Raw genomic sequence first — 15,192 nt, 5'->3', positions numbered from 1 at the left:
CCACCTATTTCACGAAACCGCCTCCGGGATCAGCGGCACCCGCACTACCGTGCGGCACCGCACCAGGAGGCACCCATGCGTCGCTTGTTGTCCGGTACCGGGCTCGTCGTCATCGCCCTCGCGGCGACCCTGCTCGCGCTGCTCTTCCCCCTCTGGTCGTACGCCGACCGCTCCGGCACGCCGCTCGCCGATCTCAACGCCGGTACGGTGGGGACCCGCTGGGGTCCGCTGTCCGCCGCCGACCGCGACTTCGTGGTGCGGGTGCGGCTCGCCGGGCTCTGGGAGGGACCGGCCGGCCAGCAGGCCATCGAGCGGGATCCCAGCGCCGCGGTCAAGGCGGCGGGGCAGCACCTCGTCGACGGGCACGCCTTCCTGGACGCCCGGGTCCGCGAGGTCGCGGCCGACCTGGGCATGGAACTGCCCGACCAGCCCAACGCCCAGCAGCAGGGCTGGCTGCGCCAGTTGACGGCGGACACCGGCATCGCCTACGAGCGGGACTTCGCCAACCTCCTGCGCGCCGCCCACGGCAAGGTGTTCGCCCTGGTCGCGCAGATCCGGGCCAACACCCGCAACACGCTGGTGCGCTCGCTCGCCGACGATGCGAACACGACCGTCCTCGACCACATCAAGATGCTGGAGGCCACCGGGTTCGTCGACTTCGACGCGCTCGCGCGGGGCGCCGCGACCGCGAGCCCCACCGGTCCGCCGCCGCCCACGCCCGGGGCCACCCCGACGAGCCCGGTCCCCCTCACGCCCCCGCCGTCCGACAGCGCGTCACCGTCCTTCCCGCTGCCGCCGGCCGCCTCCCGCCCCAAGGACGAGGCGTCCCCCGAGCCCGCCTCCCACACTCCGTGACGAAGCGATTGAGCGAGAACCGACGCCCAAATTGTGGACAGGGTGTGGCGGTGAGGCGTCAACTTCGCATACAACTCGGCCATGTTCTGGGTCCTTTTCCTTCTGCCGGCGATCGTCGCGGCCGGGTTGTCCTGCGGCCGCCTGTGTCTCGCGGCCGTGGCCGCGGCCCGACCCCAACCGCGGCCGGACGGGGACCAGGGCCTGTCCTGTTACGAGGCCGCGTTCCTGGCGGGCGGCCCCTACCGGGTCGCCGACCTGACCCTGGTCTCCATGCACCGCGCCCGCCGGCTGCTGCTCGCGCACACCGGCTGGGCCACCGTCGTCGACCCCGAGGCACGCGACGACCTGGAGCGGTCCGTCCTCACCGCGATCGGCCCGGGCGGCCAGGAGCGGATAGCGGCGATACGGTCCGGCGCGGCCGCGGCCGACGCGGTGCGCTCGCTCGCCGACCGGCTCGCCGGAGCCGGGCTCGCCGTCCCCGACGCCGTGCGCCGCGGGGTCAGCTCCTCGGTGCGCGCGGTGCGCAGCGCCACCCTGCTGATCACCGTGCTCGCCGTCAGTGCGCTGCTCATGCCGGGCGAAGGGGACACCGGGCGGGGCGAGATCGCCGCCTGGTTCGCGCTCCCCCTCGTTCTGACGCTCGGCTGCCTCGTCATCGCCCGCGTCGAGATCCATCCGTACACCCGCTGGGCCTCGCCCGACGGTCGGCGCCTGCTCGGCGGGCTCGACCCGGCGGGCGATCCGCTCACGGCGGTCGCGGTGCACGGTCTGCGCGCGGTCGACGATCCCCGACTGCGCAGCGCCCTGACGAGCGGTCGCTTCGCGCATCGGGGTCAATGACGGACCCCTCAGCGGCCCCGCTGCTTTACTTCACCCCCGGCGAAGTATTCCCTTTCGAACCATATGTACTTCTGTAGTACCGCAGCACGAAAGGGAATGCACCGGCGATGAGAGCTGTAGCGCTGTACGGAACCCTGGGTTCCCTCGTTCTTTCCTCCCTCGTCGCCGCGCCCGCGGGCAGCGCCGACCGGCTGACCGCCGAGGCCCGGGGCGTGGCCGCGGCCGCCCAGCGCGCGGCCGCGGCGCCGATCACCTTCGGCCGCTGCCCGCAGGTCGAGTCGCTGCCCGGCTCGGTGCAGTGCGGCACCGTCGAGGTCCCGCTCGACTACGCCCAGCCGACGGGCCGTCAGATCAAGCTCACCGTCAGCCGGGTCAGGGCCAGGGGCAAACGCGACCAGCGACAGGGCGCCCTGGTGTTCAACCCGGGCGGGCCGGGCGCCTCCAGCATGTACTTCCCGATGGTCGCCCAGCTCGCCGGCTGGAAGCGGATCGCCGCGGCGTACGACCTCGTCGGCTACGCCCCGCGCGGGGTGGCCCGCTCGGCGCCGCTGTCCTGCCAGGACCCGGCCGACTTCACCAAGGCCCCGACCGAGTCGCCCTCGCACCCCTCGGAGTCGTACAAGAAGGAACGGATCGCGCAGGCCCAGGCGTACGCCCAGGGCTGTGCGCGCAACGCCGGGGCGGCGCTGCCGTACTACACCAGCATCAACAACGCGCGTGACCTGGACGTGCTGCGGGCCGCGCTCGGCGAGAAGAAGCTGACCTTCATGGGCGCCTCGTACGGCACCTACTTCGGGGCGTTGTACGCGACACTGTTCCCCAGCCACATCCGCCGGATGGTCTTCGACTCGGTGGTCGACCCGGATCCCCAGCAGATCTGGTACCGCAACAACCTCGACCAGTCGCTGGCCTTCGAGAGCCGCTGGAAGGACTTCCGCACCTGGGTCGCCAAGCACGACGCGGTCTACCACCTGGGTGTCACGGCCGACGAGGTCCTTGAGAGCTACGAGAAGGTGCGGGCCAAGCTGACCCGCGAGCCGGCCGGCGGCATCGTGGGACCCGCGCAGTTGCAGGCCGCGATCCTCAAGGCCGGGTACTACGACGACTACTGGTCGAGCCGGGCCACCGCCCTGTCGGAGTACCTCAAGGGCGATCCGAAGCCACTGATCGAACAGGCCGCGCCCAAGCCGGAGACGGCGCGCGACGACGAGAACGGCAACGCCGTGTACACGGCCGTCCTGTGCAACGACGCGGCGTGGCCGAAGGACTTCGAGACGTGGGACCGCGACAACAGCAAGCTCGCGACGGTCGCGCCGTTCGAGACGTGGGACAACGCGTGGATGAACCTGCCGTGCGCCTTCTGGACGACCCCGCAGCAGACGCCGATGGAGGTGGGGGCCAAGGAGGGGGAGCTGCCGTCGACGCTGATCCTGGCGGCCGAGCGGGACGCGGCGACGCCGTACCACGGGGCGCTGGAACTCCAGCGGCGGCTGCCGGGCTCCGTACTCGTCACGGAGAAGGACGCCGGTACGCACGGCATCGCGGGCGGCGCGAACTCCTGCATCAACGGCTATGTGGAGGACTATCTGCTGAACGGTCGGACGCCGGTGCGGCGCGCATCGTGCGCGCCGCACCCGGAGCCGAACCCGGTGTCGCTGGACGAGCGGGCAGCCGGCAGGCCGGGGCATGTGATGCCCACTCTCTGATCTTCCGGGTCAGGGGTGAGCCGGGTCCGCTCGCGTGGCGCGGACCCGGCTCACCTGGTCTTGCTAGGCGAGGCCCGCCACCAGGTCGGCGACGCTCTTGCGCCGGCCCGTGTAGAACGGGACTTCCTCGCGGACGTGCATGCGGGCCTCGGAGGCGCGCAGGTGGCGCATCAGGTCGACGATGCGGTGCAGTTCGTCGGCCTCGAAGGCGAGCAGCCACTCGTAGTCGCCGAGCGAGAACGAGGCGACCGTGTTGGCCCGCACGTCGGGGAAGCCCCGCGCCATCTTGCCGTGGTCGGCGAGCATGCGGCGGCGGTCCTCGTCGGGCAGCAGGTACCAGTCGTAGCTGCGCACGAAGGGGTAGACCGACACGTAGTCGCGGGCGTGCTCGTCGGCGAGGAACGCCGGGATGTGCGCCTTGTTGAACTCGGCGGGCCGGTGCAGCGCCATGTTCGACCACACCGGCTCCAGCGCACGGCCCAGCTTGGTGCGGCGGAACAGGTTGTAGGCGCTCTGGAGCTCGTCGGAGGTCTCCGCGTGCCACCAGATCATGATGTCGGCGTCCGCGCGCAGACCCGACAGGTCGTAGGTGCCGCGGACGGTGATGTCCTTGGCGGCGAGCTGGTCGAACAGCTCCTGGACCTCGTCGGCGTAACCCGACCGGTCCTCGGGGAGTACGTCGCGCAGCTTGAAGACAGACCACAGGGTGTAGCGGATGACCTCATTGAGGTCCTTCGCCTTCTTCCCCGCGTTGGGAATCTTTTCCGGAGCAGCACTCATGTGGCTATTGTCCCGCGTCACTCTGGGTGTTCTACGCCAGGGTCGACGTGGCGATGATCTCGTCCGCGGCGCGCCGGGCGCTCGCGACGCACGCCGGGATGCCGACACCGTCGTACGCGGCGCCGCAGACCCGCAGTCCGGGCAGCTTGGCGACCTCGGCCCGGATGCGGGCGACCTTGGCGAGATGGCCCACCGGGTACTGCGGAAGCCCGCCGATCCAGCGGGTCACCTCGGTCGCGACGGGCCGGGCGGACAGGCCGACGGCCTCGCCGAGGTCGCCGAGCGAGACGTCCACGAGATCGGGGTCGTCCCAGTCCAGGTGCTGCTCCTCGCCGTAGCGCCCGATCGAGGTACGCAGCACGAACAGGTCCGAGCCGCGCTCCTTCACCCACTGCCACTTGTACGAGGAGAAGGTGGAGGCCTTGATGGTGCGGCCGTCCACCGGCGGCACCAGGAACCCGGAGCGCTCCTCCAACCCGGCCAGATCGGCGCGCCGGAAGGCGAGCGTGACCAGGACCATCGAGGCGTACTCGACCTCGGAGAGCTCGGCGGCCGCGACCGGCGACTCGGCGGCGAGCAGCGCGGAGGCGGACCAGGCGGGAGTGGAAAGGATCACTCCGTCGGCCGCGAGGAGTTCCGTGTCGGTACGGATCTGCCAGCCGTCGGCGGTCCGGGCGAGGCCCAGGACGGGGGTCTCGGTACGGATCTCGCCGCCCTGGGCGCGCACGGCGTCGGCGACCGCGCCGGGCAGGGTGCCGAGGCCGCCGTCGAGGCCCGCGAAGACCGGGCCGGTCTGCTGCTGTGCGGCGGCCTTCGCCTGGATGTCCCGGACGCCGTCGAGCAGCGAGTCGTGGGTGCGGGCCGCCTCGAAGAGCTGGGGGACCGCGGCCCGCAGGGAGATCTTGTAGGCGTCGCCCGCGTACACGCCGCCGAGCAGCGGCTCCACCAGGCGGTCGACGACCTCGCGGCCGACCCGCTTGGCGACGAACTCGCCGACGCCGATGTCCTCGCCGACCTCGGTCGGGGCGAGTTCACGGTCCTGCTCGACGCGGGCCAGGCCCTCGGCGGAGAGGATGTCGTGCAGGGTGCCGGGCTGCGCGGGGACGCCCATGACATGCCCCTTGGGCATCGGCCGCAGCGCGCCCCGGGTCCAGATGGAGGCGGCCGCGGTGGCGGGCGCCTGGAGCCGGTCGCCGAGGCCGACCGCGCGGGCCAGGTCGACGCCTTCGGGGCGGCGGGCCAGCATCGACTCGGCGCCGAGGTCGACGGGCGCGCCCGCGATCTCCCCGGCCAGCAGCTTGCCGCCGAGGACCGCGCTGCCTTCGAGCACGGTCACCCGGGCACCGGCCCCGAGCAGCCGGTGGGCGGCGGCGAGTCCGGAGATCCCGCCTCCGACGACGACGATGTGCGGGGCACGGGTGGCGGCGTTGTCCATGCCTCCACTGTCTCAGACCGCGAACGACGACCCGAAACGAGTCCCGGCTCCTTGATCAACTCCCTTCCCGCAGAGGCGAGTTGACCGGTCCGCGGGACCAACGCACGGGAGGCCACCGGCCGGGCGGGGAATTCCGCGCTCCCCCGGTACGTATCTTGACCAGGAGAAGGCGGATCCGGAGCGGCTCACGAGCGGAGGCAACCCCCATGGCGGCGGAGCGACTGGTGGTCATCGGCGGTGACGCGGCGGGCATGTCAGCCGCCTCGCAGGCCCGCAGGCTGAAGGGCCCCGAGGAGCTGGAGATCGTCGCCTTCGAGCGCTCGGGCTTCACCTCGTACTCCGCGTGCGGGATCCCGTACTGGGTGGGCGGCGACGTGCCGGAGCACGACGACCTGATCGCCCGCACGCCCGAGGAGCACCGGGCCCGCGGGATCGATCTGCGGATGCGTACGGAGGTGACGGAGCTCGATGTGGAGGGCCGCCGGGTGCGGTCCCGCGAGCTCACGTCCGGGGCCGAGGAGTGGACCTCGTACGACAAGCTCGTCATCGCGACGGGGGCGCGGCCGGTGCGGCCCGCGCTGCCGGGGATCGACGCTCCGGGGGTGCACGGGGTGCACACCATCGACGACGGGCGGGCCCTGCTCGACAGCCTGGAGGCGGCCGGGGAGCGGCGCGCGGTGGTGGTCGGCGGCGGCTACATCGGCATCGAGATGGCGGAGGCGATGCTCGCCCGGGGCTTCGAGGTGGCGCTGCTCACCCGCGGCCCCGAGCCCATGCACTCGCTCGACCCGGACATGGGCCGGCGCGTCACCCGGGCGATGGAGCGCTCCGGGATCCGGGTGGTCACGAACGCCGAGGTCACCAAGGTGCTCACCGCCGGGTCGGGGCGGGTGCGCGCGGTGGCGACGGAGTCCGCCGAGCATCCGGCGGACGTGGTGGTGCTGGGCCTGGGCGTCACGCCCCGCACCGAGCTCGCCCGTGCGGCCGGTCTCCCGCTCGGCGTCGCCGGCGCGCTGCGTACGGACACGTCGATGCGGGTGCGCGGGCACGAGAACATCTGGGCGGGCGGCGACTGCGTCGAGGTGCTCGACCTGGTGTCGGGCCGGCACCGCCACATCGCGCTCGGCACGCACGCCAACAAGCAGGGCCAGGTCATCGGCTCCAACGTGGGCGGCGGGTACGGCACGTTCCCGGGGGTGGTCGGCACGGCCGTCACCAAGGTCTGCGAGACGGAGATCGCCCGCACCGGGCTCCTGGAGAGGGAGGCGCGGGAGGAGGGCCTCCAGTACGTCACGGCCACCATCGAGTCGACCAACACCGCCGGGTACTACCCGGGCGCGGCCCCGATGACGGTGAAGCTGCTGGCCGAGCGGCGCACGGGGCGGCTGCTCGGCGCCCAGATCGTGGGCGGCGCGGGTGCGGCCAAGCGGATCGACATCGCGGCGGTCGCCCTGACCGCCCGCATGACGGTGGATCAGATGACGGCCCTGGACCTCGGGTACGCCCCGCCGTTCTCGTCGGTGTGGGACCCGGTCCTGGTGGCGGCACGCAAGGCGGTGTCGGCCGTGCGCGCCGCCGGGTAGCGCTTAGCGCGCCGTCTGCTCGTGGACGTGGGCGACCAGGCGGGTCAGCGCGTCCGGGTCCATCGACGGGAGCACGCCGTGGCCGAGGTTGAAGACGTGGCCCTCCAGGCCCGCGGCCGCGTCCAGGACCTCGCGGGTCTTCGCCTCGACGGCCGCGGTCGGGGCGAACAGGACCGCCGGGTCGAGATTGCCCTGGAGCGCCTTGCCGGGGCCGACCCGGCGGGCCGCCTCGTCGAGCGGGACGCGCCAGTCGACGCCGACGACGTCCGCGCCGGCCTCGCCCATGAGGCCGAGCAGTTCGCCCGTGCCGACGCCGAAGTGGATGCGGGGGACGTTGTAGGGGGCGACCGCGTCGAAGACCTTCGCCGAGGCGGGCAGGATCGAGCGCCGGTAGTCGGCGGGGGCGAGCGCGCCCACCCAGGAGTCGAAGAGCTGGACCGCGGAGGCGCCCGCCTCGATCTGCACCTTGAGGAAGGCTGCGGTGATCTCGGCGAGGCGGTCGAGCAGGTCGGCCCAGAGCTCCGGGTCGCCGTACATCATGGCCTTGGTGTTCTCGTGGTTGCGGGACGGGCCGCCCTCCACGAGGTAGCTGGCCAGTGTGAACGGGGCGCCCGCGAAGCCGATGAGCGGCGTGGCGCCGAGCTCGCCGGTCAGCATGCCGATGGCCTCGGTGACGTAGTGGACGTCCTCGGGCGTCAGGTCGCGCAGCCGCGCCAGGTCGGCCCGGGTGCGGATCGGGTCGGCGACGACGGGGCCGACGCCCGGCTTGATGTCCAGGTCGATGCCGATGGCCTTGAGCGGGACCACGATGTCGCTGAAGTAGATGGCCGCGTCGACCTTGTGACGGCGCACCGGCTGGAGCGTGATCTCGGTGACCAGGTCGGGCCGCATGCACGACTCCAGCATGGGAATGCCCTCGCGCACCTTCAGGTACTCCGGCAGCGACCGGCCCGCCTGGCGCATGAACCAGACCGGCGTGTGCGGGACGGCTTCCCGCCTGCACGCCTTGAGGAACGCGGAGTCGTGCGTCTTGCTGTTCGGCTGGCCCACAGGGCGGTCGTTGGCGCTCACGCCCAGAATCTTCGCATGTGGCGGCAAGCCGCTGCCCCGGGCCGGGTGTCCCTACCGGCGCCGGGCGCCCGTTCCGCCTAGTCTTCCCCGCATGGCTGCCGCTCAGGGACGAACTTCGGATGGCGCTGACGGCAGGGAAGCCGCGGACGGGACCACCGTTCCGATCTCCTTCCGTCAGGCCGTCGACGCACTGCGGACGGCGCGACTGCGCCCCGAGATCGAGGTGGACGAGACCCGCCCGCCACAGCGCCTGGCCCCGTACGCCTACGCCCTGGAGGCGGCGGTCGTCGAGGGCGAGGACGACCTGGCCGACGGCCGGCTCGTCCTGCTGCACGACCCCACCGGGCACGATGCCTGGCAGGGCACCTTCCGCCTGGTCACGCTCGTACGGGCCGAACTGGAGCCGGAGATGGCGGCCGATCCGCTGCTGCCCGAGGTCTGCTGGTCGTGGCTGACCGGCGCCCTGGAGGCGCGCGGACTCTCGTACGGGGAGGCGAGCGGCACGGTCACACGGGCCGGCTCGCACTACTTCGGCGGGCTCGCGGAGCGCCTTCCGGCCACCCAGATCGAGATCCGGGCGTCGTGGACGCCGCGCGAGGGCCTGGGCGGGGTGCCGGACACGGCGGGCCACCTCGCGGCCTGGTGCGATCTGCTGTGCCAGATCGCGGGCCTGCCGCCGGTGTCGGGTCCGACCGAGGCGGGCAGCGGTGTCGTCACCCTGCCGCAGCGCCGCGACCCGCGCTGACGCGCACCCCAGGTATCCCTTTCTTCCTTCGTGACGGCCTGCGCCCCGCCTCTGGTGGGGCACAGGCCGTTTCCGCGGCCCCCCGTGCGGGTCCGCGCGCCCCGCCGATTACTCGACGATCGAGCACGTGTCCGAATTGCCCTAAATGTTTCTCACCAAATCGTGATCATTCTCTAAAGGCCGAGGGGTTTGGTGCCGAAGAGGTTTGTGACCCTAACTGCACGGTTCGCCCCGGCTTCATCCCCGAGCCGGCTACGTCCCGCACCTTTCCAGGAGGCCTGGTGTCCGTTCTTCTTGAGCAGCCCGCAAGCCTGGTCGCCTACCGCCCGAACAAGCCGACGGCCATGGTCGTCGTTGCCGACCCCCGAGTCCGCTCCACCGTCACCCGACACCTGTGGGCGCTCGGAGTACGTGACGTCATCGAGGCGTCGTCCATCGCGGAGGCCCGTCCCCGCGTCGGCAACCCGCGCGACATCTGCGTTGCCGACGTCCACCTGCCCGACGGTTCCGGGCTGACCCTGCTGTCCGAGACCCGAGCCGCGGGCTGGCCCAACGGCCTGGCCCTGTCCGCTGCCGACGACATCGGTGCCGTACGCAATGCCCTCGCGGGCGGTGTGAAGGGCTACGTCGTCACCGGCACCCGTACCAACGTCGGACACCCCGGCCGCCCCGGCGCCGCCCCCATCGGCGCCGCGGCCGCCCGCATGCACCGCCGCCCCCCGGGTGCCCCGAGTCACCCGGGCGGCTACCGCGAGCTCTCCGGCCGCGAGGTCGAGGTGCTCCGGCTGGTTGCGGAGGGCCAGTCGAACAAGGCGATCGGCGTCTCCATGGGGCTGTCCGCTCTGACCGTCAAGTCCCATCTCGCCCGGATCGCACGCAAGCTCGGCACGGGTGACCGCGCCGGCATGGTGGCCGTCGCGCTGCGTACCGGAATCATCCACTGACTGGTTTACGACCCTCGCGCGCCCGTCGACGGAACGTTCCGTCGACGGGCGCCGTGCATACACAGATACCCTTGACAGGTGACCGACGCCCATAAGACCGCAGCAGAGACAGCACTGCGAACCACCGGGGGCGCTCCCCCGGACGACGTCGACAAGGCGCCGATTCCCTTGCTGGAGCCCCGAGAGGGCATTCCGCCTGTCGTTGCCACCGATGAAGCACTGGCCGAAGTGGTCGCCGCCTTCGCGGCGGGCACCGGCCCCGTCGCCGTGGACGCCGAGCGCGCGTCCGGCTACCGCTACGGGCAGCGCGCCTACCTCGTGCAGATCCGCCGGGAGGGCGCGGGCACCGCGCTCGTCGACCCCGTCGGATGTCCGGATCTCTCCGCCCTCGGGGAGGCACTTTCGGACACCGAGTGGATCCTGCACGCCGCGACCCAGGACCTGCCGTGCCTGCGCGAAATAGGCATGGTGCCCTCCCGGATCTTCGACACCGAGCTCGCCGGGCGGCTCGCGGGCTTCCCGCGTGTGGGCCTCGGGGCGATGGTCGAGAGCGTGCTCGGGTACGCCCTGGAGAAGGGCCACTCGGCGGTCGACTGGTCGACCCGTCCGCTCCCCGAGCCCTGGCTGCGCTACGCCGCCCTGGACGTGGAGCTCCTGGTCGATCTGCGCGACGCGCTGGAGAAGGAGCTCGACCGGCAGGGCAAGCTGGAGTGGGCCCGCGAGGAGTTCGACGCGATCGCCTCCGCACCGCCCGCGCCGCCCCGCAAGGACCCCTGGCGCCGCACCTCCGGCATGCACAAGGTGCGCAGGCGCCGGCAGATGGCCGCCGTGCGCGAGCTGTGGAACGCCCGGGACAAGGTGGCGCAGCGCCGTGACGTCTCGCCGGGCAAGGTGCTGAGCGACTCCGCGATCATCGAGGCCTCGCTCGCGCTGCCCGCACACGTGAACGCGCTGACCGCTCTGCCCGGCTTCGGGCACCGGATGGGCCGGCGTCAGCTGGAGCAGTGGCAGGCCGCCGTCGACCGGGCGAAGGCGCTGACGGAGGCCGAACTTCCACAGCCCGGCCAGCCGTTGCAGGGCCCGCCCCCGCCACGTTCCTGGGCGGACAAGGACCCGGCCGCGGCGGCCCGGCTCTCGGCGGCCCGCACCGCCGTCTCGGAGCTCGCCGAGCGGCTGAACATGCCGCAGGAGAACCTGATCACCCCGGACACCGTGCGCAGGGTCTGCTGGGAGCCGCCGGGTGACCGCTCCGAGGCCGCCGTCGCCGAGGCGCTGGCCTCCTACGGTGCCAGGCGCTGGCAGATCGAGCAGGTCACGCCGCTGCTCTCGGCGGCGCTGACGGACACCCCGGCCAAGTCCTGACCGGCTGAACGGGTCGGGCCCGCGGCACCTCCATGGCGCTGCGGGCCCAGAATTCCCCAAGACCGGACCGTATCCAACAGCCTCGAACAGCTTTAGGCTGTGCGCCGCATCAGATTCTTTCAGTGCACCGCACCACGGAAGGAATGACATGCGCACGCCATTACGCGCGGCGGCTCTCGCGGTCACCACCGTGCTCGCCCTGGGCGCCGCCGGCCTCACCGCCACCGCGCCCGCCGCACAGGCCCGCCCGACGGCGCCCGCCGCCGCCCACACCGTCGGCCACGACGACCACGCCCTCACCATCGACGGCAAGCCGCTCTCCATCTGGTCCGGCGAGTTCCACTACTGGCGGCTGCCCAGCCCCGACGCGTGGCGCGACGTCCTGCAGAAGATGAAGGCGGGCGGCTTCAACGCGGCCTCCATCTACTTCGACTGGGACTTCCACTCCCCGAAGCCCGGCGTCTACGACTTCACGGGCGTCCGGGACGTCGACAAGCTGCTCGACATCGCGCGCGAGGTGGGGATCTACGTCATCGCCCGCCCCGGCCCGTACATCAACGCCGAGACCGACGGCGGCGGCTTCCCCGGCTGGCTGGTCACCCAGAAGGGCAAGGCCCGCACCACGGCGCCCGACTATCTGGCCGCCGCCGACGAATGGCTCTCCAGGATCGACCCGGTCCTGGCCCGCCACCAGCTGACCAACGGCACCGGCACGGTCATCGCCTACCAGGTGGAGAACGAGTACTACCAGGACACCCCCGACGGCCACGCCTACATCCGGCACCTGGTCGACAAGGCGCACGCGGACGGCATCACCGTGCCGCTGACGGGCAACCACAACGGCGTGTTCGCCAAGGAACTCGACATCGACGGGCACGACTCCTACCCGCAGGGCTTCAACTGCTCCAGCCCCGACACCTGGCACGGGCTGCCCGATCTGTCCGGTGCGAAATCGAGTGACGAACCGCTGTTTCTGGCCGAATTCCAGGGCGGCTCCTTCGACCCGTGGGGCGGCCCCGGCTTCGACAAGTGCCGCCGCCTCACCGACGGCGACTTCGAGAAGGCCGCCTACGAGAACAACATCGCCTCGGGCGCCACGATGCAGAACTTCTACATGGCCTACGGCGGCACCTCCTGGGGCTGGCTGCCCTCACCCGGCGCGGTCTACAGCTCGTACGACTACGGCGCGCCGATCCGCGAGGACCGCCAGCTCAGCGAGAAGTACCTGGTCGACAAGCGGCTCGGGTACCTGGTGCAGTCGGTGGCGCCGCTGACTAAGACGCAGAGCGCGACGGCGAGCGCGCCCGACAACGCCTCGGTGCTGCGCCGCGACCGGCGCAACCCCGACGACGGCACCACGATCACCGTCGTGCGGCACAAGGACGTCAACAACAAGGCGAAGGACACCACGCATCTGGCGCTCGGCGGGTACGCGTCGGTGCCGCAGGAGCCCGGCACGGCGCTGACGGTCGACGGCCGCGACTCGAAGCTCCTCGTCTCCGACTACGCGATGGACCACCAGCGACTGACGTACTCGACGTCCGAGCTCATGACGCACGGGACGTTCGGCGCGCGGGACGTCGCGCTGCTGTACGGACGGCACGGTCAGGACGGCGAGAGCGTGCTGCGGTATGCGGCGCGGCCCGGCGTGAAGGTGCTGAGCGGGCAGGTCGGGCAGACGTGGGACGCGGCGACCGGCGACCTGCGCCTCAACTACAGACACGACGGCCTGGCGCAGGTCCTCATCACCCCGTCGAACGGTTCAACTCCCTTGCTCCTACTGCTTGCTGACGACGCGACAGCCGACACGTACTGGCGGCTCGACACCCCGCAGGGGCCGGTCCTGGCGAGCGGTCCGGAGCTCCTGAGGACCGCCTCGTACGACAGGGGCGTACTGAAGCTCACCGGGGACACCGACAAGGCGGCCTCGCTGCACGTCCTGACCGGTGCGCCCGCGACGTCGGTGAGCTGGAACGGGCGACCCGCGCCGGGCGCGCTCGACACGACGGGGAGCGCGCTCGCCGGGCCGAAGCCGGCCTCCCTTCCGGCGCTGGGCAGCTGGAAGGTCCAGCGCGAGACTCCGGAGGCGGAGCCCGGGTTCGACGACGCGGCGTGGCGGGCCGCCGACAAGCCGGTGCTCTCGGCGGACGACTACGGCTTCCACGCCGGGTCGATCTGGTACCGGGGCCACTTCGCGGCCGCCGGCACGGAGTCGGGCATCCAGGTCGACGCCACCACGGGCAAGGGCGGCGCGTACCTGGCGTGGCTCAACGGCACCTATCTGGGCAGCTCCGCGGATGCGACGCATCTGTTCGCGGTGCCGGGCGGGGTCCTGAAGGCGGGCAAGGACAACGTCCTCGCGGTGCTCGCGGCCGACATGGCGCACGAGCAGGACTGGTCGGCCGACGACAGCCACAAGCAGCCGCGCGGGCTGACGTCGGTGCGGCTCGTGGGCTCGGCGAAGCAGATCGGGTGGCGCCTGCAGGGCGCGCTCGGCGGCGAGGACCTCGTCGATCCGGTGCGCGGCGGGCTCAACACCGGTGGCCTGTACGGCGAACGCCAGGGCATGCACCTGCCCGGCTACCCGGACGGCGGCTGGCCTTCCACCTCCCTGCCTGACACGCGCTCCGGCGCCGCCGGGGTCTCCTGGTACCGCGCCGCCTTCGACCTGGACCTGCCACAGGGCCAGGACGTACCGCTCGGCCTGACGATCTCGGACGACAAGGCGAAGCACTACCGGGCGCTCGTGTACGTCAACGGCTGGATGACCGGCCTGTACGTGAACGCCCTCGGGCCGCAGAAGTCGTTCCCGGTGCAGCCCGGCATGCTGCGCACCCACGGCCACAACACGGTCGCCATCGCGGTGATCGGCGAGGACGCGGGCGGCGACGGGCTCGGGAAGGTGACCCTGGACGCGTACGGGAACCACACGACGCCGCTGCGGTACGGGGACATCGCCTCGCCGGGCTGGTCGGCAGCGACGAACCGCGATCCCCGGGCAGGCGCGGATGTACGGATCTCGGCGCCGGACACGATCGGGCGGGGTGCGGCGGGCGAGGTGACGGCGTCCTTCACGCCGCGCCGGACGGCGGCGCGGGACGCCTCGCTCACCGTGCGGCTGCCCGACGGATGGACGGCCTCCGCGCCGCTCACCCAGGCGCTGGGGGACGTGCCGGCCGGGCGCACGGTGACGCGCGCCTGGAAGGTGACGGCGGCGAGTGGTTCGGGGCCCTGGTCGGCGGTGCTCTCGGCGGCGGCGCGGTACCGGGGCGGCACGGCCTCCGCGGCGGCGGGCGTGGCCTCGCCGCCCCCTTCGCCGGGGGCCGGGGCGCACGACGTCGCGGATCTCGACTTCACCGCGACGAACGGATGGGGGCCGGTGGAGCGCAACACCTCCAACGGGGAGGACGCGGCGGGCGACGGACGCCCGATGTCCATCGCGGGCGTGCCGTACGCGAAGGGGCTCGGGGTGCACGCGGCCGGGGACGTGAGGGTGTTCCTCGGCGGGGCGTGCTCGCGGTTCACGGCGTCGGTGGGGGTGGACGACGAGACGGGCGGGGGCGGTTCGGTGGCCTTCTCCGTCCTGGCGGACGGGCGTGCGGTGGCTGCGACGGGGGTGCTGCGGGGGCGGGGGGCCGCGGTCCCGCTGGCCGCGGACGTGTCGGGCGCGCAGGTGGTCGACCTGGTCGTGACCGACGGGGGTGACGGGAACGGGCTGGACCACGGGGACTGGGCGGGGGCGACGCTGACCTGCGGGTAGTAGCCCCACCCCGCCCCTGCCGGGGTGGACCCTCCGGGGGGAGGGTCCACCCCGTCGGGATGCATCCCCAGCCCGTCCGGCGTTTGAGGACGAGCGCCCTTCAGGCGCGAT

11 protein-coding genes are annotated in these 15,192 nt (G+C 72.4%); 8 read left to right on the top strand and 3 right to left on the bottom strand.

The annotated features are described in order from the left end of the window. Positions 1-75 precede the first annotated feature (75 nt). From IE206_RS24830 to IE206_RS24820, 3 genes are all read left to right on the top strand, one after another. Entirely contained in the window at positions 76-855 is a 780-nt protein-coding gene (locus IE206_RS24830; protein ID WP_189965649.1) for a DUF4142 domain-containing protein, read from the top strand. 81 nt (positions 856-936) lie between these two features. Continuing rightward, positions 937-1,695 carry a TIGR04222 domain-containing membrane protein gene (locus IE206_RS24825; RefSeq protein ID WP_189965647.1) on the top strand — a complete coding sequence of 253 codons (759 nt, stop codon included), beginning with the start codon at positions 937-939 and terminating at the stop codon, positions 1,693-1,695. 107 nt (positions 1,696-1,802) lie between these two features. Next, positions 1,803-3,401 (top strand): alpha/beta hydrolase, encoded by a 1,599-nt coding sequence (locus IE206_RS24820; RefSeq protein WP_189965645.1) that lies wholly within the window; start codon positions 1,803-1,805, stop codon positions 3,399-3,401. A 63-nt stretch (positions 3,402-3,464) separates the two neighbouring features. On the opposite strand, the gene hemQ is transcribed toward IE206_RS24820, so the two are convergent. Both hemQ and hemG read right to left on the bottom strand, forming a co-directional pair. Next, positions 3,465-4,181, bottom strand: coding sequence for a hydrogen peroxide-dependent heme synthase (hemQ, locus tag IE206_RS24815; protein WP_189965643.1), 717 nt, complete (start codon positions 4,179-4,181; stop codon positions 3,465-3,467). A 31-nt stretch (positions 4,182-4,212) separates the two neighbouring features. Continuing rightward, on the bottom strand, positions 4,213-5,616 hold the full coding sequence (gene hemG / locus IE206_RS24810; protein ID WP_189965641.1) for a protoporphyrinogen oxidase: 1,404 nt from the start codon (positions 5,614-5,616) through the stop codon (positions 4,213-4,215). A gap of 206 nt (positions 5,617-5,822) precedes the next feature. On the opposite strand from hemG, the gene IE206_RS24805 reads away from it, so the two are divergent. Beyond that, a complete protein-coding gene (locus IE206_RS24805; protein WP_189965639.1) occupies positions 5,823-7,199 on the top strand; it encodes an FAD-dependent oxidoreductase in 1,377 nt (458 codons plus the stop codon). A 3-nt stretch (positions 7,200-7,202) separates the two neighbouring features. Here the strand turns inward: IE206_RS24805 and hemE are convergent, their stop codons facing one another. Beyond that, a complete protein-coding gene (hemE, locus tag IE206_RS24800; RefSeq protein WP_189965637.1) occupies positions 7,203-8,270 on the bottom strand; it encodes a uroporphyrinogen decarboxylase in 1,068 nt (355 codons plus the stop codon). A gap of 91 nt (positions 8,271-8,361) precedes the next feature. On the opposite strand from hemE, the gene IE206_RS24795 reads away from it, so the two are divergent. The 4 genes from IE206_RS24795 to IE206_RS24780 all read left to right on the top strand — a co-directional run bounded on the left by IE206_RS24795 (position 8,362) and on the right by IE206_RS24780 (position 15,081). Continuing rightward, on the top strand, positions 8,362-9,015 hold the full coding sequence (locus tag IE206_RS24795) for a DUF3000 domain-containing protein (protein ID WP_189965635.1): 654 nt from the start codon (positions 8,362-8,364) through the stop codon (positions 9,013-9,015). Positions 9,016-9,296: 281 nt separating this feature from the next. Further along, positions 9,297-9,959: a helix-turn-helix transcriptional regulator gene (locus IE206_RS24790; RefSeq protein ID WP_053729434.1), complete on the top strand. Its 663-nt coding sequence runs from the start codon at positions 9,297-9,299 to the stop codon at positions 9,957-9,959. Positions 9,960-10,037: 78 nt separating this feature from the next. After that, positions 10,038-11,321 (top strand): HRDC domain-containing protein, encoded by a 1,284-nt coding sequence (locus IE206_RS24785; RefSeq protein WP_189965633.1) that lies wholly within the window; start codon positions 10,038-10,040, stop codon positions 11,319-11,321. A gap of 148 nt (positions 11,322-11,469) precedes the next feature. Next, complete coding sequence (locus IE206_RS24780; protein WP_189965631.1) at positions 11,470-15,081, top strand: beta-galactosidase; 3,612 nt, start codon at positions 11,470-11,472, stop codon at positions 15,079-15,081. Positions 15,082-15,192: the final 111 nt, after the last annotated feature.

The sequence above is a fragment of the Streptomyces violascens genome, from assembly GCF_014649955.1.
Taxonomy (GTDB): domain Bacteria; phylum Actinomycetota; class Actinomycetes; order Streptomycetales; family Streptomycetaceae; genus Streptomyces; species Streptomyces violascens.
This window is presented reverse-complemented; position numbering and strand designations above follow the sequence as displayed.